The sequence below is a fragment of the Agromyces sp. NPDC055661 genome (genome assembly GCF_053618135.1).
Window position 1 is genome coordinate 1694727 of the sequence record NZ_JBSHHC010000001.1, and the last position, 16408, is coordinate 1711134.

General features: G+C 72.4%; 24 protein-coding genes. 12 read left to right on the plus strand and 12 right to left on the minus strand.

All coding sequences use genetic code 11. The annotated features are described in order from the left end of the window. Positions 1-120: 120 nt before the first annotated feature. Both ACWGO8_RS07665 and ACWGO8_RS07670 read left to right on the plus strand, forming a co-directional pair. Entirely contained in the window at positions 121-465 is a 345-nt protein-coding gene (locus ACWGO8_RS07665; protein ID WP_452042496.1) for a cupin domain-containing protein, read from the plus strand. An 18-nt stretch (positions 466-483) separates the two neighbouring features. After that, positions 484-1344, plus strand: a complete 861-nt coding sequence (locus tag ACWGO8_RS07670) for a carbohydrate kinase family protein (protein ID WP_452042497.1) — start codon at positions 484-486, stop codon at positions 1342-1344. A 182-nt stretch (positions 1345-1526) separates the two neighbouring features. On the opposite strand, the gene ACWGO8_RS07675 is transcribed toward ACWGO8_RS07670, so the two are convergent. From ACWGO8_RS07675 to ACWGO8_RS07685, 3 genes are read right to left on the minus strand one after another with little or no spacing between them, the layout of a single operon-like run. Continuing rightward, on the minus strand, positions 1527-2420 hold the full coding sequence (locus tag ACWGO8_RS07675; RefSeq protein ID WP_452042498.1) for an LLM class flavin-dependent oxidoreductase: 894 nt from the start codon (positions 2418-2420) through the stop codon (positions 1527-1529). A gap of 59 nt (positions 2421-2479) precedes the next feature. Further along, entirely contained in the window at positions 2480-3397 is a 918-nt protein-coding gene (locus tag ACWGO8_RS07680; RefSeq protein ID WP_452042499.1) for a DNA-3-methyladenine glycosylase family protein, read from the minus strand. A gap of 46 nt (positions 3398-3443) precedes the next feature. After that, positions 3444-3923 carry a universal stress protein gene (locus ACWGO8_RS07685; protein WP_452042500.1) on the minus strand — a complete coding sequence of 160 codons (480 nt, stop codon included), beginning with the start codon at positions 3921-3923 and terminating at the stop codon, positions 3444-3446. A gap of 157 nt (positions 3924-4080) precedes the next feature. Here ACWGO8_RS07685 and ACWGO8_RS07690 point away from each other — a divergent pair, with 157 nt between their 5' ends. Then, entirely contained in the window at positions 4081-4632 is a 552-nt protein-coding gene (locus tag ACWGO8_RS07690) for a YbaK/EbsC family protein (RefSeq protein ID WP_452042501.1), read from the plus strand. Between the two features lie 51 nt (positions 4633-4683). Next, positions 4684-5388: an SOS response-associated peptidase gene (locus ACWGO8_RS07695; RefSeq protein ID WP_452042502.1), complete on the plus strand. Its 705-nt coding sequence runs from the start codon at positions 4684-4686 to the stop codon at positions 5386-5388. Positions 5389-5421: 33 nt separating this feature from the next. On the opposite strand, the gene ACWGO8_RS07700 is transcribed toward ACWGO8_RS07695, so the two are convergent. Beyond that, positions 5422-5802: a DUF2255 family protein gene (locus tag ACWGO8_RS07700; RefSeq protein WP_452042503.1), complete on the minus strand. Its 381-nt coding sequence runs from the start codon at positions 5800-5802 to the stop codon at positions 5422-5424. Positions 5803-5861: 59 nt separating this feature from the next. On the opposite strand from ACWGO8_RS07700, the gene ACWGO8_RS07705 reads away from it, so the two are divergent. Both ACWGO8_RS07705 and ACWGO8_RS07710 read left to right on the plus strand, forming a co-directional pair. After that, positions 5862-6203, plus strand: a complete 342-nt coding sequence (locus ACWGO8_RS07705; protein ID WP_452042504.1) for an ArsR/SmtB family transcription factor — start codon at positions 5862-5864, stop codon at positions 6201-6203. Then, positions 6200-6697 carry an SRPBCC family protein gene (locus ACWGO8_RS07710; protein ID WP_452042505.1) on the plus strand — a complete coding sequence of 166 codons (498 nt, stop codon included), beginning with the start codon at positions 6200-6202 and terminating at the stop codon, positions 6695-6697. The genes ACWGO8_RS07705 and ACWGO8_RS07710 overlap by 4 nt, the downstream gene beginning before the upstream one ends. 67 nt (positions 6698-6764) lie before the next feature. Here ACWGO8_RS07710 and ACWGO8_RS07715 read toward each other — a convergent pair whose 3' ends face one another. The 4 genes from ACWGO8_RS07715 to ACWGO8_RS07730 form a co-directional block, all read right to left on the minus strand. Further along, positions 6765-7550, minus strand: a complete 786-nt coding sequence (locus tag ACWGO8_RS07715) for a nucleotidyltransferase domain-containing protein (RefSeq protein ID WP_452042506.1) — start codon at positions 7548-7550, stop codon at positions 6765-6767. A gap of 74 nt (positions 7551-7624) precedes the next feature. Beyond that, entirely contained in the window at positions 7625-8092 is a 468-nt protein-coding gene (locus ACWGO8_RS07720) for a DUF3237 domain-containing protein (RefSeq protein WP_452042507.1), read from the minus strand. Beyond that, positions 8089-8556, minus strand: a complete 468-nt coding sequence (locus tag ACWGO8_RS07725) for a MarR family winged helix-turn-helix transcriptional regulator (RefSeq protein ID WP_452042508.1) — start codon at positions 8554-8556, stop codon at positions 8089-8091. The genes ACWGO8_RS07720 and ACWGO8_RS07725 overlap by 4 nt, the downstream gene beginning before the upstream one ends. Positions 8557-8559: 3 nt before the next feature. Further along, complete coding sequence (locus ACWGO8_RS07730; protein ID WP_452042509.1) at positions 8560-9843, minus strand: flavin-dependent oxidoreductase; 1284 nt, start codon at positions 9841-9843, stop codon at positions 8560-8562. Between the two features lie 124 nt (positions 9844-9967). On the opposite strand from ACWGO8_RS07730, the gene ACWGO8_RS07735 reads away from it, so the two are divergent. Beyond that, positions 9968-11140 carry a low temperature requirement protein A gene (locus tag ACWGO8_RS07735; RefSeq protein ID WP_452042510.1) on the plus strand — a complete coding sequence of 391 codons (1173 nt, stop codon included), beginning with the start codon at positions 9968-9970 and terminating at the stop codon, positions 11138-11140. Position 11141: 1 nt separating this feature from the next. On the opposite strand, the gene ACWGO8_RS07740 is transcribed toward ACWGO8_RS07735, so the two are convergent. Continuing rightward, complete coding sequence (locus tag ACWGO8_RS07740; protein WP_452042511.1) at positions 11142-11942, minus strand: alpha/beta fold hydrolase; 801 nt, start codon at positions 11940-11942, stop codon at positions 11142-11144. A 77-nt stretch (positions 11943-12019) separates the two neighbouring features. Between ACWGO8_RS07740 and ACWGO8_RS07745 the strand changes: the two genes are divergently transcribed. Next, positions 12020-12238, plus strand: coding sequence for an SCO4848 family membrane protein (locus ACWGO8_RS07745; RefSeq protein WP_452042512.1), 219 nt, complete (start codon positions 12020-12022; stop codon positions 12236-12238). Positions 12239-12272: 34 nt separating this feature from the next. On the opposite strand, the gene ACWGO8_RS07750 is transcribed toward ACWGO8_RS07745, so the two are convergent. Beyond that, complete coding sequence (locus ACWGO8_RS07750; protein ID WP_452042513.1) at positions 12273-12842, minus strand: NADPH-dependent FMN reductase; 570 nt, start codon at positions 12840-12842, stop codon at positions 12273-12275. 149 nt (positions 12843-12991) lie between these two features. Here ACWGO8_RS07750 and ACWGO8_RS07755 point away from each other — a divergent pair, with 149 nt between their 5' ends. From ACWGO8_RS07755 to ACWGO8_RS07765, 3 genes are read left to right on the plus strand one after another with little or no spacing between them, the layout of a single operon-like run. Then, positions 12992-13645 carry a helix-turn-helix domain-containing protein gene (locus tag ACWGO8_RS07755; protein ID WP_452042514.1) on the plus strand — a complete coding sequence of 218 codons (654 nt, stop codon included), beginning with the start codon at positions 12992-12994 and terminating at the stop codon, positions 13643-13645. Further along, positions 13642-13857, plus strand: a complete 216-nt coding sequence (locus ACWGO8_RS07760) for a hypothetical protein (RefSeq protein WP_452042515.1) — start codon at positions 13642-13644, stop codon at positions 13855-13857. The genes ACWGO8_RS07755 and ACWGO8_RS07760 overlap by 4 nt, the downstream gene beginning before the upstream one ends. Then, positions 13857-14432 (plus strand): AAA family ATPase, encoded by a 576-nt coding sequence (locus tag ACWGO8_RS07765; protein ID WP_452042516.1) that lies wholly within the window; start codon positions 13857-13859, stop codon positions 14430-14432. The genes ACWGO8_RS07760 and ACWGO8_RS07765 overlap by 1 nt, the downstream gene beginning before the upstream one ends. Here the strand turns inward: ACWGO8_RS07765 and ACWGO8_RS07770 are convergent. Continuing rightward, on the minus strand, positions 14419-15171 hold the full coding sequence (locus tag ACWGO8_RS07770; protein ID WP_452042517.1) for a DeoR/GlpR family DNA-binding transcription regulator: 753 nt from the start codon (positions 15169-15171) through the stop codon (positions 14419-14421). The genes ACWGO8_RS07765 and ACWGO8_RS07770 overlap by 14 nt on opposite strands. A 48-nt stretch (positions 15172-15219) precedes the next feature. On the opposite strand from ACWGO8_RS07770, the gene ACWGO8_RS07775 reads away from it, so the two are divergent. Beyond that, positions 15220-15603, plus strand: coding sequence for a DUF4406 domain-containing protein (locus tag ACWGO8_RS07775; RefSeq protein WP_452042518.1), 384 nt, complete (start codon positions 15220-15222; stop codon positions 15601-15603). Between the two features lie 112 nt (positions 15604-15715). Here the strand turns inward: ACWGO8_RS07775 and ACWGO8_RS07780 are convergent, their stop codons facing one another. Continuing rightward, on the minus strand, positions 15716-16399 hold the full coding sequence (locus ACWGO8_RS07780) for a phosphatase PAP2 family protein (RefSeq protein ID WP_452042519.1): 684 nt from the start codon (positions 16397-16399) through the stop codon (positions 15716-15718). Positions 16400-16408: the final 9 nt, after the last annotated feature.

Below are 16408 nucleotides of genomic sequence, written 5' to 3' on the forward strand. Positions count from 1 at the left end.
GTCATCCCACCACACCGGGCGGCCCGAGCGACAGGTTCCGCTGGCGCGGCGGGCGGTGGCGGCATCCGGCCTGCGGCGCTATCGTGGCCGCGCATTCGACTCGAGGGGGAGGTGGTGCCGGTGGTCCTGGTGCATGAGCGACCGGATGCCGCGACCGACGACGTGGGCTGGAACGAGTCCATCGAGGGCGAGACGATCGGCTCGCAGGTGTCGGTCATCATGGTCTACTCGACCCGTGAGGGGGCGGGACCGCGGCTGCACCGGCATCCGTACACCGAGACGTTCGTGGTGCGACACGGTCGCGCGCTCTTCACCGTCGGCGACGAGCGGCTCGAGGCGGTCGGCGGCCAGGTGCTCGTGGTGCCCGCGTTCACGCCGCACAAGTTCGCCTCGATCGGGTCGGACCCGTTCGTCTCGACGAACATCCACGCGAATCCGACCTTCGAGACGGAGTGGCTGGAGTAGGCACCCCAGAATGGACGGGTGACCGACCACGTCCTCATCGCCGGCCCCGCCTCCTGGAACCGCATCGTCGAACTCGACCGCCTGCCCGAGCCGGTGCCGCACATGCAGTTCGCGCTCGGCGACTGGGAGACGGTCGGTGGCACCTCGGCCGGGAAGGCGCTCAGCCTGGCGTCGCTCGGACGGGCCGTCACGCTCCACACGCTCCTCGGCGGCGATATCGAGGGCGACCGGGTGCGCGATGCGCTGGCCGCGGCGGGCGTCGACCTGCTCATCGGCGACGGCGTCGCGACCGAGCGTCACCTGAACCTCATGACCCGCGACGGCGGCCGCGTCTCCCTCTACCTCGCGACGCCGCAGCCGCGCGACGACGCCCCCTCTCCTGAGGCGATCGACGCGATGTCGGATGCCGCAGCGATCGTCCTCGACCTCGCGCCGCTCTCCGTCGCACTCATCCCGGCCGCACGAGCCGCAGGCCGCCCGATCTGGACCGACATCCACGACTACGACGGCACCGCGGAGTTCCACCGGCCCTTCATCGAGGCAGCCGACGCGATCTTCATGAACGCCGACGGCATCGGCGGCGACCCCCTCCCGTTCATGGAACGGTGCATCACCGGTGGCGCGTCGCTCGTGGTCTGCACGTTGGGCGCCGATGGCGCCGTCGCGGTCGACGCGCGGATGCTGCGGCATCGCGTCCCTGCGGAACCGGTCGACGTGCTCGACACCAACGGCGCCGGCGACGCGTTCATGGCGGCCGTGCTCGATGCGACGCTCAGCGGTGCTGACGTCCCCGATGCGCTGCGCGCCGGCGCCCGGCACGCGGCATCCGTGCTCACGACTCGGCACCTGCACCCGAGCCTCGACGCCGTGCTCGGCTGAAGCCGCACCGACCCCCTGAGTCGGCTCCTGGGTGTGACCGGCTTCGGTGTTCGCGTACGACGCGCCGAGCGCGGGCGAGCGACGACGGCGTGTCGCCCGCAAACACCGAATCGCGGAACATGGCGTGAGCGCGTGGGAGGGCCGGGCGCAGGCGAGGGCGCGCGAGCGCGGGCCGAGGCCGCCTAGCGGGCGAGCTCGCGCGCGACCGCCTCGCGCAGCGCCGGCGCGACCTCGGCCGCGAAGCGCTCGATCGTCGCCGCGTCATCGCTGGCGAGGATGAAGGTCGCGATGCCGTCGTCGATCGCGTAGGGCAGCAGGTCGTCGACCCACTGCGCGGGCGGCCCGTCGAGGAACCCGCCGGCGCCCCCGTCGGAGAACCGGCCGCCGACATTGAGCAGGCGGCGGATCTCGCGCGGATCGCGTCCGGCATCAGCGGCCGCGTCGTCGATGCGCGCGTTGCCGTCGGCGAGCGCCCCGGGCTCGAGGCGGGCGAGCGACGGCACCCAACCGTCGCCCTTGCGGCCGGTGAGGCGCAGCATCCGCGGCTTCACCGCACCGATCCAGATCGGGATGTCGTGCGCCGGAGCGGGTCCGCGCTTGGCTCCGCTCACGTGGTGGTACGCCCCGTCGACCTCGAAGCGCGTGCGATCCGCGGGATCCCAGATGCCGCGGATGATGTCGATCGCCTCCGAGAGCGCGTCGACGGCCTGCCCTGGCGAGAGTCTGCGGCCGCCCATCGCCTCGATCGCGTCCCAGAAGGCGCCCGCGCCGAGGGCAAGCTCGAAGCGGCCGCCCGAGAGCAGGTCGAGGCTCGCGGTCGCCCGGGCGAGCACGGCGGGCTGGCGCAGCGGCAGGTTGGCGACGTTCGCGGCGAGATGCACGCGTTCGGTCCGCGCCGCGACCCAGGTGAGCAGCGTCGACGTGTCGTGGAACCGCGGCTGGTACGGATGATCCTGGAACGTGACGAGGTCGTAGCCCGAGGCCTCGGCGAGCAGTGCGAGCCGCACCGCGAAGTCGGGCGGATCGTTCCGCGGCGTGACGAAGGTGCCGAACTGCAGCTCGTGTCCGTAGTGCATCGTGCTCCGATCGTGTCGGGGTGAGGCGGGTCGGCGAGGGTGCGGCGGGGGTGCGGCGGTCAGATCGCCCGGTGGTCGACGAACGACATCCGCGGCCCGCGTCTCGGGCGGCCGCGGACGCCGGCCGCCTCGAGCAGGCGCACCACGCGGTACCGGTGACCGGCCCAGGGCGTCATCGCCTCGAGCATCTCGTCGTCGGTCATGTCGCGGCCCCAGAGCGCGTGGCCGAGATAGTTCGAGAGGTGGTAGTCGCCCACCGAGAGCGCGTCGGCGTCGCCGAAGGCACGCTGCGCCACCTCGGCTGCGGTCCACGCGCCGACGCCGGGCATGAGGGTGAGGCGAGTCGCGGCATCCGTCGTGCTCATGCCCGCCGCCTCTTCGAGGCGCGACGCGTAGCGGGCGGCGTTCACGATCGTGCGAGACCGCCGCGGGTCGACGCCGGCACGGTGCCACTCCCAGGACGGGATGGATGCCCAGCAAGACGGCGACGGCGCCACCCGCATGCGGCGCGGCGTCGGACCGGGCGCCTCATCGCCGAATCGCCAGACGAGCGTGCGCCACGACTCGTGCGCCTGCAGCGTGATCACCTTCTGCTCCAGGATCGCGGGCACGAGCGACTCGAACACCCGACCGGTGCGCGGGATGCGCAGGCCGGGGTTGCGCCGGTGCGCGTCGTCGAGCAACCCGATCCGCGGCGTGAACGTCGTGGGGTCGTCGCGCTCCCCGAGCACGTCGGGCGCCGTCGCGACCGCGGCCTTCGAGCCGGGTCCCCACGCCTCGCAGCGCAGCACGTCGGCGGCGGGCTGCGTGAAGCGCAGCGTCGCCACGCCCTCGTCGGTGCGCGTCGTTCGCCAGACAGCGCCCGAGCTGTCGCGGAGGTACGTGGGGTCGGCCGGCCCGCGACGCAGGGTGCCGATCGTCTGCAGCAGGTCGGTCGGATGCCGCGGGCTCCAGGTCAGCTCGTGCTCGGCGATCACGCGTCCAGTGTGCACCACCGGGCTGACAGCCGGCCGCGGCATCCGCTCACCGGCCGTGCACCACGAGGACCGGGCAGTGCGCGTGCTCGGCGCACGCCGAACTGACCGACCCGAGCAGGAGTCCGGCGAAGCCGCCGTGCCCGCGGCTCCCGAGCACGAGCATCTCCGCCGAGATCGACTCGTCGATGAGCACCTCGGCCGCTCGCCCGCGACGCGTGCGGATGGCGAACCAGTCGGGCGCCTCCCCCTCGAAGACCTCCTCGGCGGCCCGCTTCACGATCTTCTCCGCGTCCTCCTCGGGCGTCCAGTCGGGTGTCGGGTAGTAGCCGCCGTACATGAACGATGGGTAGTTCCACACGGCGAGCGCCCGCACGCGCAGGTCGAGACGCGGCGCGAGTCCGGCCGCGTAGCGCAGGGCCGCGACCGAGGACTCGGAACCGTCGACCCCGACGATCATCGGCGGCGGTCCGGGCTCGGGCTCGTGATGCCGCTCGGGCGGATGCGGATCCCGAAGGCTCTCGGGCATGTCCGCATCCTCCTCGGGGCGTCGATGCGCCGCAAGGGGTCCCCGAGGGGCGTCGCGGACGGCCGAGGCGCGTGGTGCACACCCCGCCGACCCACGCCAGGCAAGGCCGACGACGCCGGGTCGGCGGCGTCCTGGCGTCGACGCGTAGGCTCGCTGCATGCGCTTCGGAACGCTCGACTTCGTGCCCGCCCTCGCACGCCCCGACCTGCTCGCCGCGCCCACCGCCGAGGCCCTCGCCGCGACCGACGCCGAGTCGACGACGGATGCCGGGGGCGCCCTCGTCGCCGAGATCGACCCGGGCCTCGCCGACACGGCCGCCTTCTGCGAGCACTACGAGATCTCGATGGCCGACGGCGCCAACTGCGTCGTCGTGCAGGCCCGCCGCGGCGAGCGCACCTGGTACGCGGCGTGCCTCGTCCGCGGTTCCGACCGGGCCGACGTGAACGGCATCGTGCGTCGCCACCTCGACGCGCGCAAGCTCTCGTTCGCGTCGATGGACGACGCCGTCGCCCGGACCGGCATGGAGTACGGCGGGATCACGCCGATCGGGCTGCCCGCTGACTGGCCGCTCCTCATCGACGAGTCGGTCGCGACCCACGAGCGGCTCATCATCGGCAGCGGCATCCGGGGGTCGAAGCTGCTCGTGCCGGGGGCGTTCCTCGCGGCGCTGCCCAACGCCCAGGTGCTCGCGCTGGCGCAGGGCGCCTAGCTCCGCGCTCGGCGGGTACCCCGTGTCGGCGGCCGGGTGCAGACTGGCAGCATGTGCGGACGCTTCGCGAACGACGCCAAGGTCGACGAGATGATCCAGGAGTTCGTCGCCGAGGGCGGCGACTACCGCGACTGGAGGCCCTCCTACTCGATCGCGCCCACGCAGGTCGTGCCGATCGTGCGCGAGCGCAAGAACTCCGACACGGGCGAGGTCACCCGCTCGGTCGACGCCGCGGTGTGGAACTTCCACCCCTCCTTCATGAAGGACTCGAAGCGGCCGCAGTTCAACACGCGCATCGAGACGGTCGCCACGAACGGACTGTGGAAGGGCGCCTTCGCCTCCTCCCGCTGCCTCGTGCCGATGCGCGGCTACTACGAGTGGACGGGCGAGCCGGGGAGCAAGCAGGCGTGGTTCCTGCACGGCGATGCCCCGCTTCTTGCCGCCGCCGGCATCTACACGGCGCGCAAGGTCGACGACGAGTGGGAGGTCTCGATGTCGATCATCACCCGCGAGGCGAAGGATGCCTCGGGCGAGATCCACGACCGCATGCCGGTGTTCCTCGAGCCCGACGTGTGGGACGAGTACCTCGCTCCCGTGAAGCTCGACGACGCGGGAAAGGCGGACATGGTCGCACTCCTCACGGGCGAGTCCGACAAGGTCGCGTCGTCGATCTCGAGCTACGAGGTCGACCGCAAGGTCAACAACTCGCGCACCGCGAACCCCGACGACGCGACGCTCATCGAGCCGCTGAGCTGAGGCCGCGCGGCGCCGCGAACGCCGCTCGACGCGTCAGTCGCGTGCGTCGAGCCGCAGCGTGAGCGGATGGACCCGTTCGCCGACGACCGTCGCGACGATGCGCGGGCTGCTGATCGGGTCGTACTTCGCGTGGTACTCATCGTCGATCGTCTCGGGGTCGGTGCCCGAGGCATCCGCGAAGTCGACCTCGCGTTCGACGCCACCAGCGGAGATCCGGCCGCGACCGCGGGCCCGCGCGTTGACGTACCAGGGGTTGTCGGGCCCGTACGCGCTGCGCACGAAGAGGTCGTCGCCGACGCGCGCGACCCAGATGGTGATCGGCTTGCTGAAGCTGCCGTCCCGGCGTCGGGAGGAGACGCGCAGTTCCTCCGCTCCCCCGATGCGGTCGAGCTCGTCGCTCGTCCAGGTGCTCATGGGTCGATCCTGACACCCGGCCTTGACAGCGGCGACCCCCTCGACAATAGTTAACCATCATGTTAACTATCGAGCTCGCCGCCGAGGACGACCGGATCAGCCGGGTCTTCGGGGCGCTCTCCGACCCGATACGTCGCGCGATGCTCGCGCGGCTCGCGCACGGCGAGGCGACGGTGGGCGAGCTGTCGGCACCGCATGCGGTGAGCGCCCCCGCGATCTCCCGGCACCTGCGCGTGCTCGAGTCGGCCGGGCTCATCACCAAGGGCCGCACCGGCACCTGGCGGCCGTGCCGCCTCGACGTCGACGGGCTGCGCGCCGCCGACGCGTGGATGGCTCCGTTCCGCGACTTCTTCGAGGACCGGTTCGACCGCCTCGCCGCGCAACTGGAGGAGGAACGATGACGACCACCGACCGGGGCTTCACGATCACCCGACTGCTCGGCGCCCCGCGCGAGGCGGTCTGGCGCGCCTGGACGGATCCCGCGCACCTCGGCTGGTTCTTCAACCCTGACCACGACCCGGGCGCCGATCCGGTCGCGGTCGACCTCCGGGTCGGCGGTGCCTGGCGGCAGCGGATGGTGATCAGCGACGACAGGTCCTACGTCACGGGCGGCGTCTACCGCGTGATCGACCCGCCCGAGCGGCTCGTGTTCACCTGGGGTGCCGTGGGCGGATGGCCCGAGCTCGACCCGGCCGACCCCGAGGCCGCCGAGGCGCCGCTCGCGACCGTGCTGCTCAACGACCTCGGCGAGCGCACCGAGCTCGTGTTCCGCCTCGAGTTCCCGGCGGGCGTCGACACCGAACGGCTGCAGGCATGGCTCGCCCGCGGCGTGCGCGAGGGCTGGACCGACACGATCGACCGGCTCGTCGTCGCCACCGGGGCATCCGTGGGCTGAGGCCGGCGCGTCGAGCGAGCGTCCGCGCGCGTCCGCGAGCGGCCGCCGACGCCGACGCGGAGCCGCGTCAGAACGACTCGGGCGCGGGCTCCCGCCACAGCCAGGCGAGCTCGTTGTCGGCGACGAACCGCGACAGCGTCTCGTCGGGCGTCACCGGCCACGCGTGGAACCGCTCGAGTGACTCGAGCAGCTCCGCACCGAGCGCGGACGTCGGCGTCTCGAGCACGCGATCGGCGAGCTCGGCGAACCCCTCGGGGATCGACGGCAGCGACCGCACGGTCTTCCGCAGGTACTTCGGCCCGGCGAACAGCACGTGGTGGTGCGCGAGGAGCGCGCGACTCGCGGCGTTCACGAGGTGCACGGCGGCCCAGCGCGTGAGGTACGGGTCCTCGAGCTGCGCGCCCTGCGCCAGGAAGTAGCCGCCGTAGAGGCGCGCCTGCGCGATGAACGAGGCCGCCCGGCGCTCCCACTCCGCCTCGGGCAGCTCGGTGATGCGCGCGAGCAGCGCCTCGAGGTCGTCGACGCGCGACCAGACCACGCGGGCGCCGGCGAGGGAGGCGCGCGTGGGCTCGTCCGCGCGTTCGACCGCGGCCGCGAGGGAGTCGGGCGAGACCACCTTCACGTCGACGTACCCGCCGTCGTAGGTCGCGACGTCGTACAGCACGTAGCTGAGGCGCTGATCGCGACGGGCCGCCTCGAACGCGGCATCCGTGACGACGAGGCAGACGTCGACGTCGGAGTCGGGCCGCTCGGCACGCCGCGCCACCGACCCGGTCGCGACGACCGCGAGCGTGTCGTCGCTCGCGGCGACCTGCTCGACGTAGGCGGCCAGGGTGTCGTCGTGGTGCTGCATGGGCGTGCTCCTCGGGGCATCGTCGACTCCGGAGGCGCCGCCGGGTGCAAGCCCGGGCGCGCGGCCCCGACGCATCATCGCACGCGGTACGCGTCGTAGACCACGCGGTCCGCGCTGCGCGCGGCGGCCGCGACGAGCAGCGAGTCCTGCAGGTGACGCAACCCGGGGATCGAGGTCTCGACCGTGACGAGGATGCGGAAGTAGTAGTCGGATGCCGCGACCGGCGCTCCACGCAGCAGCGCCTCGAGCACCTCGGGCGGGCCCGAGCGGACGCCGCGCGTGCGCAGGTGCAGCAGGCCGCCGTCGGCGGTGCGCGCCGAGTACCTCGTGTCGATCTCGAGCACGCCGTCGTCGTGCACGACCTGCCAGTCGGCGCCACCGGGCAGGAGCTCGGCCTCGACGCCGTCCGAGAGGCGCCCGCCGAGGATGGGGATCACGCGGCGGTGGCCGGCGCGCGTGAGGCCGTGGTCCTCGACCTCGCCGACGACGACCTCGGCGCGGAACACCCGGTCGAGCCCGGTCGGAGGCGGTTCCGGGATCATCGGGGGCCTCCTTCGACGCGGTGGTGCGACGCGTCCTCGACCGCGTCGCGCAGTCGCTCGAGCGCGGGCAGGGCGGCGTCGAGCGCGCGTCGGTCGTGGGCGCTGAGCCGGCCGAGCACCTCGGCGAGCACGTCGGCGCTGGCGCGGTCGAATCGCGCGAGCAGGTCGAGGGCCCGATCGGATGCCGCGACGACCACGCGGCGGCGGTCGTCGGTCGCGCTGCGCCGCGTCACGAGGTTCGCGCGCTCCATGTCGCGCAGCAGGTTGCTGATCGTCGGGCGGCTGAGGCCCAGCTCGTCGGCGAGCTCCCCCGGAGAGGACTCCCGGCCGGCGGGGAGCGCCCGGAGCACCTCGATCTGCGCATCGGGGATCTCGGGCAGGTGCTCGGCCGACCGGGCGACCCGCAGCAGCGAACGTCGGAGCGGTGAGATGAGGCTGCCGAGCCTGGCGGCGGTGTGCGGCATCCGTCACACCCCCTGCGAGGCCGTCGCCGTCACGCTCAGCGACGATCGCTCGTTGAGCCGCGCCGGGTCGAAGCCCGCGGCGACCTTGTAGTCGCGGGCGATGCGCTCGAGCTCCGCCTGCGGGATCACGTCGTGGACGTCGGCGAAGCCGCCCGGCGCACGTTCGTAGGCGAGCTGCATGACCTGCTCGGGTCCGAGGCGCCGGGTCATCTCGAGGAGGCGCGCCGTGGCCGGGCGGCGCTCGTCCTCGTAGGCGGCGAGCGCGGACTCGACGGTGGGCTCGGTCGCCAGCCGGTGCGCGAGGGTGCGCGCGTCGAGGATCGCCTGCGAGGCGCCGTTCGACCCGTTCGGGTACATCGCGTGCGCCGCATCGCCGAGCAGCACGGTGCGCCCGAACGTCCACCGTTGGATCGGGTCGCGGTCGACCATCGGGTACTCGAGGATGCGCTCCGCCGAGGCGATGACCGACGGCACGTCGAGCCAGTCGAACCGCCAGTCCGCGAAGAGGGAGACGATGGGCGCGGGGTCGACCGGGCGGTTCCAGTCGGACTGCGCCTCGGCGCCCTCGGCGGCGCGCCGCTCGGCGATGAAGTTGACCCGCGAGCGTCCGGCCGGGGTATCCGGTGCCGCCAGCGGGTACGCGACGAACTTCTGCTCGCCGTCGCCGACCATGATCATCGTGCGCCCGTCGAGGTAGGCGGGCACGATCGCGGTGCCGCGCCAGAGCAGGAGCCCGTTCCACACGGGGTCGCCCTCGTCGGGATGGTGCTGTCGGCGGATCGCGGAGTGGATGCCGTCGGCCGCGACGATCACCTCGGCCTCCATCGAGACGGTCACGCCGGATGCGTCGGCGAAGCGCGCCACGTCGGTGCCGCCATCGCCCGCTCCGTGGTCGATCGCGGTCAGCCGCAGGCCCTGGCGCACCGTGCCGGCGCCGAGTCGTCGCTCGACCTCCTCGACGAGCAGCAGCTGGAACTCGCCGCGATGCACCGACAGCTGCGGCCAGCGATAGCCGGCCTCGAGGCCGCGCGGTTCGCTCCAGATCGGCTGGCCGTGGCGGTTGAAGTACGCGAGCCGGCCGGGTGCGACGCCGATGCCCGCCACCTGCTCCCCCAGGCCGAGCTCGCTGAGCTCGCGCACCGCGTGCGGCAGCAGGTTGATGCCGACGCCGAGCGGCCGCAGCTCGCGCACGCGCTCGACGACCCGGATGTCCCGATGGCCGGCCGCGTGCAGGCTGAGGGCGGTGACGAGTCCGCCGATCCCCGCTCCGACGATGACGATGCGCACTGGGGGGCCTCCTTGCTCCGTGGTGCAAACAGTTTTGCCACAAAAGCATCGGTACTGTCAAGCGAGCGGATGCCGCGGCTAGTGTGTCCATCACCGCGATCCCGCGCGACGGGAGGGGGACCACGTGACCAGCGAGGCAGCACGGTTCGAGGGGGCCGTCGATCGCGATCCGTCGCGCGCGCACTGGATGGAGCTGTTCTTCGACCTCATCTTCGTCGCGCTCGTCGGCCAGCTCGCGCTCGGACTCCACGAGCATCCGAGCCTCGAGACGCTGCTGCTGTTCACGGCACTGTTCGCGTCGGTGTGGTGGTCGTGGGTGAACCTGACGTTCACGGTGAACGTGATGCCGTGGCTCACGCGCAAGCAGCTCGCCGTCGTGATGCTCGCGGCGATGTTCGCCGTCGGGGCGATCGCGGTGGCGGCGCCCGAGGCGACCGGTGACCGGGCCTGGCTCTTCGCCGCCGGCAACGCGGCGCTGCGGTTCGTGCTGCTCGGGCTCTGGATCTCGCAGTCGTGGGGCGCCGGCACGGCGTCGCGGATCCGCCTGCTCGTCTACAACGGCGTGACCGCGCTGATCTGGCTGGTGTCGATCTGGGTGCCGAGCCCGTGGAACTTCGTGCTCTGGGGGCTCGTCATCGTCATCGAGGTGACCCTCCTCGTCACGAGCAGCCAGAGCTGGGCCGACCGCGTGCTCCCCAACATGAACGTGGAACACCTCTCGGAGCGCTTCGGGCTGCTCGTCGTCATCGTGCTCGGCGAGTCGGTGCTCTCGAGCGTCACGGCACTCGACGACGCGTTCACCGTCGCCTCGGGACTCACCGCCCTCCTCGGTCTGGGCGTCATCTCGCTGCTCGCGTGGTCCTTCTTCATGTACGGCACGGACGCGATGCGCTCGGGGCTCGAACACCTGCGGGAGGCGGGCGACTACCGGGCGATCCGCGACACCGTCGGCTTCCTGCCGTTCCTCATCGTGGTCGGCGTCACCGCGATCTCGGGCGCGCTCGTGAGCGCGATCCACGATCCGGGCGCGCTGCTGCCCGCGGCATCCGCCATCTCGCTCTGCGGTGGCATCGCCATCTTCTACGCGACGAACGCGATCATCTCGCTGCGCTTCGGACGTCCGCTCGGCGCGGTGCTGCGGTGGGCGGTGCCGGCGCTGGTGCTGACCCTCGCGCTGGCGCTCGCCTCGCTCGTGCTCGAATCCGGCCTCGTGATCCTCTGCGCCGTCGGCGTGCTCGTGATCATCGTGCTCATCGCGGAGCTGACCGACCGGGCGAAGCCAGGCGTCGCGACGTGATTCAGCCGTTCCCGCTGAAGAACTCGATCGCGGCCTCGCGGAACACGCGCGACCCTGGCGCGTTGAAGTGGTGCCGGTCGGGGAGCTCGACGAATGTGCCGTTCGGCGTGGCCGCGGCGAGCGCGCGCGACCGCTCGAGGATCGCGTCCTCGGAGCCCGTGGCGAACAGGATGTCCTGGGCCGGCGGGTTCGACGGGTCGGGGTCGGCGTCCCCGAGCCGCATCCCCTCGGCGAGTGCGATGAGCGCCAGGAGGTCGTTGCCCGCCACCCGCTCGGCGAGCGTCACGTAGTTCTGGGTGACCTTGTCGTCGACCGGGGTGCCGTGCTCGGCGTAGGCGCGGGCCTGGTCGATCTGCAGGCGCGCGAGCGGACGACCGTCGGGGATGCCGCCGAGCACCGCGCGCTCGACGTGGTGCGGCACCTGCACGGCGACCTGCCAGCCCACCCGGGCGCCGAGCGAGTAGCCGGCGTAGAGCACGGTGTCGAGCAGGTACGTGTCGAGCACCGTGACGAGGTCGCCGACGAGGGCGTCCATCGTGTACTCCGCGGGGTCGTGCGGCTTGTCGCTCGCACCGTGTCCGCGCTGGTCGACGCCGAGCACGCGGAAGCCCGCGCGCGTCAGGTCGCGCACCCATCCCGTGCTCACCCAGTTGTCGCGGCAGCTCGACGCGAACCCGTGCACGGCGAGCACGGTCGGCGCGTCCTCCTCGCCCCAGAGGTAGGTCGCGATCCGGCGTCCTTCGGTGCACATCACGTACTGCGGCGACGGCATCTCGGTGAGTGCGGGGAACGCGTCGATCATGTCGGCCATTCTCCCCCTCGGTCGCGTGCGGCGGCCTCCCGGGCTTCGCACATCGACGCAGCGCCTACGATCGCAGGGTGTCCGCTCCCGTGCTCGCCGCCGTCCTGCTGTTCGCCAATGCCCTCTTCAACGTGATCGCGTGGCCGCGCTTCTACCCGCGCATCGCGAGCGACCCGCGCGCCCGCGATGCCGACGGCCGCCGCACCCGCTTCTACACCGTGCACGTCGTGCTCATCGTGATCGCGCTCGTGCTCGCCGCGGCATCCGCGATCGCCGGCATCGTCGTGCTGCTCTGAGCCCGCGCGACCGACGACCCCGCGCGGCGTCGCCTCACTGCCTGGGCAGCACCGTCAGCACGCGCTCGATGTGCACGCGGAACTCCCGCATGAACTCGGTCAGGAACGCCTCGGTGCTCTCCTTCGTGATGCCGCCGTCGTCGGTGAACACCTCGGGTGAGAACTGGATGTAGGCCTCGGGCGCGGTCATCTGCCGCGCGTTGCAGAAGCTCAGCACCGCGCGCAGGCTCTGCTGCGCGACGGCCGTTCCGATCGAGCCGACGGATGCCCCGATGACGGCCGCCGGGATGTGGTCGAACGAGTTCTGGCCCCATGGACGTGAGGCCCAGTCGATGGCGTTCTTCAGGGCGCCAGGGATCGACCGGTTGTACTCGGGCGTGACGAACAGCACGGCGTCCGACCGCCCGATCGCCGCCTTCAGGTCCATGGCCTCGGGCGGGTAGTCGTCGTCGTAGTCCTGGCTGTAGAGGGGCAGGCGCCCGATCGGGATCTCGGTGAACTCGAGGTCCGACGGCGCCACGCGGATGAGCGCCTTCGACAGCACGCGGTTGATCGAGGTCGACGACAGGCTCCCGACGAAGTAGCCGACGCGGTAGGTGGGCATGGTCTCTCCTCACTCTCCGTCACCACGCTACGGCGGGCCGCGGTCGAGCAGCAGAGGGTTGCGGATGCCGCGACGACGGGCCTCGCGATGCATCCCAAGCTTCCAAAGAAACGCTTGCAAATATTTCTTTGCAGCGGTATCTTTGCATCATGAGCGAGCACGATGAGACCCCGAAGCTGCACGAGGCGGTCCTCGATGCGGCGGCCCTGCGGGCGCTGGCGCACCCGCTCCGCATCCGCATCCTCGACGAGCTCTCGGCCTACGGGCCGCTCACCGCGACCGGCCTCGCCGATCGGCTGGGCGAGTCGAGCGGCGCCACCAGCTACCACCTCCGCCAGCTCGAGAAGCACGACCTCGTGCGCGAGGTGAAGGGCCGCGGCACCGCGCGCGAGCGCTGGTGGGAGCGCCGGCCCGGCGGCATCGCCACTCCCGATGCCCGCGTCTTCGCACCGGGCAGCGCCGAGCGCCTCGCGACCCAGCTCATCACCAACGAGTGGGAGCGCGGACGCCAGCAGAACTACCACGAGTTCCTCGCCGAAGGCGAGGGCGCGTTCGGCCGCGAGTGGATCGACGCCGCGACGAGCGACACGGTGAACCTCCGCCTCACGGCCGACGAGCTGCGCGCGCTCGCGCGCGACGTCGAGGTCGTGGTGCAGGGCTACATCGACCGCTTCCGCGGCAACCCCTCACCCGGCGCGCGCCCGGTGCAGCTGCACCTCAACGCATTCCCGCTCGTGCGGGGGGCGGTCACCGAAGACGACGCACGAACCGAAGACGACGCACCAACGGAGGAACAGTCATGAGCGCGACCCTGACCCGACCCGCCTCCCCCGCCACGGGGATCGCCGCCGCCGCCATCCGCGCCGGCCGCGCGCTCGAGGCCTGGGGTCGAGCACACGCCCTGCGCCGTCGCGCGCAGCATCTCGAGGCGATCCGCCTCGCCACAGAGGCCACCGAGGCCCGTCGCCGCCGCGACGCGCTCATCGCGTCGACCACGCACGCGCCGCTCATCTGATGCGCATCGCGGTCGCGGGCACGCACGCGAGCGGCAAGAGCACGCTCATCGCCGACTTCCTGGCGGCCCATCCCGAGTACGAGCACGAGGCCGAGCCGTACGAGTGGCTCGACGAGGACCTCGAGGCGCCTGATGCCGGCAGCTTCCTCCGCCAACTGCAGCTCTCGGTGCGGAGTTCGGCCGAGCAGCCCGAGGGTGCGCGAGTGATCGCCGAACGGTCGCCGCTCGACTTCCTCGCCTATCTCATGGCGCTCGACGAGCTCGGCCGTGGCGGCCGGTCGGCCGACCTCACCGCACGCGCCGAGCCGCTGGCGGCGGCGGGCATGCGCCACGTCGACCTGCTCGTCGTGCTCCCCCTCGAGTCCGGCCCCGACCGCATCGAGGTCGACGGGTCCGAGGACCCCGCGCTCCGCGAGGCGATGAACGACGTGCTGCTCGAGCTCGCCGACGACACCGGCCTCATCGGCGAGCACACGACCGTCGTGGAGGTCTCGGGCTCGCCGGCGCGACGGCTCTCGGCGCTCGAGGCGGCCGTCGCGGCATCCGCGGAACCCGGCGAGGTCACGCGCGGATGAGCTGCACGCCGGCCGCGGCGAGCGCCGACATCGCCGGCCCGTCGTCGGCGTCGGTCACGACGCCGCTCACGGCCGCCATCGGCAGCACCTCGAAGGCGGATGCCGCGCCGATCTTCTCCGAGCTCGCCAACACGTAGGTGTCGCCTGCACGCGCTGCGATCGAGCGCTTCAGCGTCGCCTCCTCGCGGTCGCCCGTCGTGAGTCCCGCCTCGGCGTGCACGCCGGTCACGCCGAGCAGGAACACGTCGACCCGCAGGCGACCGACGGCGTCGAGCGCGGTCGCGCCCGACGCGATCATCGAGTGCCGGAACAGCCGCCCCCCGATGATCTCGACGTCGATGTCGCGGTGTTCGGCGAGCGCGACCGCGATCGTCGGGCTGTGCGTCACGATCGTCGCACGCAGGTCGCGCGGCAGCGCGTCGACCACGGCGAGCGCGGTCGTCCCGCCGTCGAGGGCGACGACCGATCCGGGTTCGACGAGGGCGGCAGCGGATGCCGCCACGCGACGCTTGCCCTCGGGCGCGACCGCGGTGCGCGCGGCGTAGTCGGCCACCGCGGGCGACACCGGGAGCGCGCCGCCGTAGACGCGCTGCATGAGCCCGGCGGACGCGAGCTCGCGCAGGTCGCGGCGGATCATGTCCTCGGTGACGCCGAGTTCACCCGCGATCTCGCGCGCGACGAGCCGCCCGTCGCGTCGGAGGCGTTCGAGCAGCAGGTCCCGTCGTTGCGCGGTCAGCACACGTTTCTCCTTGTTCTTACGCGTTTTTCCATACTATGGTGTCGAAGCATGGAACCCAATCCCAAGCTCATCCTCATCGCCGGCCCCTATCGTTCGGGCACGGGCGACGACCCCGTCCTCCTCGACCGCAACCTCCGCCGGCTCGAGGAGGCGGCGTGGCCGATCTTCCGCAAGGGCCACGTCCCGATGATCGGCGAATGGGTCGCGCTTCCCGTGCTCTCGAGCGCGGGCGCCGAGGGCATCGGCGATCCCCTCGCAGAGGAGGTGCTCTACCCCACGGCGCATCGCCTGCTCCAGCACTGCGACGGCGTGCTGCGCCTGCCTGGCGACTCCCGCGGCGCCGACCTCGACGTCGCGATCGCGCGGGAGCGCGGCATCCCGGTCTACACCTCGATCGACGAGATCCCCGACGCTGCGGATGCCGCCGCCTGACACATCTCCCCGGCGGCTCTGCGCCACTTCGACGCCAGGTGCGCCCGTTCGACTGGCGCAGCCCACGGCGAAGTGGCGCAGCGGGCGCCGGGTCCCGCCGCCCGCCCGCCGCCTACGACGACAGCAACTCCCGCCTGACCACTCCGGCACTCCAGCGCCCGAGCAGCACGCCCGCCACTGCGTCGGAGATGTGGTGCTGGCCGCGGTAGATCCGCGAGAGCGCGACGCCACCCGGGATCCCGTAGCGCAGCAGCGGCCCGAGGACCCGGCTGCCCCGGACGCCGTGGCGGTCGAGCAGGTCGGCGAGCGTCGTATGCAGCGCGACCGCAGCCGCCGTGTGCCCCGACGGGAACGACGACGTCGCGTGCGGATGCTCCGGCCGCCAGACGCCCAGGGGTCGCGGCCGGCCGACGAGGGCCGCTGAGCCGACGAAGCAGGCCGTCTCGAGCGCGAGTGCTGCACCGGGGGCGGCGGCGGAGCGCCGATCGCGTGTGAGCCACCACGCCACTCCGCACCAGATCGCCCCGTTCGCGATCGTCTGCGGCACCCCCGAGTACCAGGAGAGTGGAGCGGTGACGCGATCGAGCACCTCACGTGGCTCGGGCGCATCGGGCGGCGCATCGGTCGGCGCGCCGTCGTCGTCGGGTCCGTGGCCCAACGCCGCCTGCAGGGCGCGCACCGGCCGGTCCTCGACGGGATCATCGCCGCCGACGAGCCGTGCGACACGACCTGCGCCGGCCAGGACGGCGATCGCTCCGAGCCCCGGGAGGACGAACGAGCGGAGGACCCGGTGCATGCCCGCAGC

What these genes read in the sequence shown, in the direction of transcription:
- ACWGO8_RS07675 (WP_452042498.1), bottom strand. Translation starts at nt 2,420, where the DNA reads ATGCACTACGGACACGAGCTGCAGTTCGGCACCTTCGTCACGCCGCGG.
- ACWGO8_RS07685 (WP_452042500.1), bottom strand. Translation starts at nt 3,923, where the DNA reads ATGCCCGAGAGCCTTCGGGATCCGCATCCGCCCGAGCGGCATCACGAG.
- ACWGO8_RS07690 (WP_452042501.1), top strand. Translation starts at nt 4,081, where the DNA reads ATGCGCTTCGGAACGCTCGACTTCGTGCCCGCCCTCGCACGCCCCGAC.
- ACWGO8_RS07695 (WP_452042502.1), top strand. Translation starts at nt 4,684, where the DNA reads ATGTGCGGACGCTTCGCGAACGACGCCAAGGTCGACGAGATGATCCAG.
- ACWGO8_RS07700 (WP_452042503.1), bottom strand. Translation starts at nt 5,802, where the DNA reads ATGAGCACCTGGACGAGCGACGAGCTCGACCGCATCGGGGGAGCGGAG.
- ACWGO8_RS07705 (WP_452042504.1), top strand. Translation starts at nt 5,862, where the DNA reads ATGTTAACTATCGAGCTCGCCGCCGAGGACGACCGGATCAGCCGGGTC.
- ACWGO8_RS07710 (WP_452042505.1), top strand. Translation starts at nt 6,200, where the DNA reads ATGACGACCACCGACCGGGGCTTCACGATCACCCGACTGCTCGGCGCC.
- ACWGO8_RS07715 (WP_452042506.1), bottom strand. Translation starts at nt 7,550, where the DNA reads ATGCAGCACCACGACGACACCCTGGCCGCCTACGTCGAGCAGGTCGCC.
- ACWGO8_RS07720 (WP_452042507.1), bottom strand. Translation starts at nt 8,092, where the DNA reads ATGATCCCGGAACCGCCTCCGACCGGGCTCGACCGGGTGTTCCGCGCC.
- ACWGO8_RS07725 (WP_452042508.1), bottom strand. Translation starts at nt 8,556, where the DNA reads ATGCCGCACACCGCCGCCAGGCTCGGCAGCCTCATCTCACCGCTCCGA.
- ACWGO8_RS07740 (WP_452042511.1), bottom strand. Translation starts at nt 11,942, where the DNA reads ATGATCGACGCGTTCCCCGCACTCACCGAGATGCCGTCGCCGCAGTAC.
- ACWGO8_RS07750 (WP_452042513.1), bottom strand. Translation starts at nt 12,842, where the DNA reads ATGCCCACCTACCGCGTCGGCTACTTCGTCGGGAGCCTGTCGTCGACC.
- ACWGO8_RS07755 (WP_452042514.1), top strand. Translation starts at nt 12,992, where the DNA reads ATGAGCGAGCACGATGAGACCCCGAAGCTGCACGAGGCGGTCCTCGAT.
- ACWGO8_RS07760 (WP_452042515.1), top strand. Translation starts at nt 13,642, where the DNA reads ATGAGCGCGACCCTGACCCGACCCGCCTCCCCCGCCACGGGGATCGCC.
- ACWGO8_RS07765 (WP_452042516.1), top strand. Translation starts at nt 13,857, where the DNA reads ATGCGCATCGCGGTCGCGGGCACGCACGCGAGCGGCAAGAGCACGCTC.
- ACWGO8_RS07775 (WP_452042518.1), top strand. Translation starts at nt 15,220, where the DNA reads ATGGAACCCAATCCCAAGCTCATCCTCATCGCCGGCCCCTATCGTTCG.
- ACWGO8_RS07780 (WP_452042519.1), bottom strand. Translation starts at nt 16,399, where the DNA reads ATGCACCGGGTCCTCCGCTCGTTCGTCCTCCCGGGGCTCGGAGCGATC.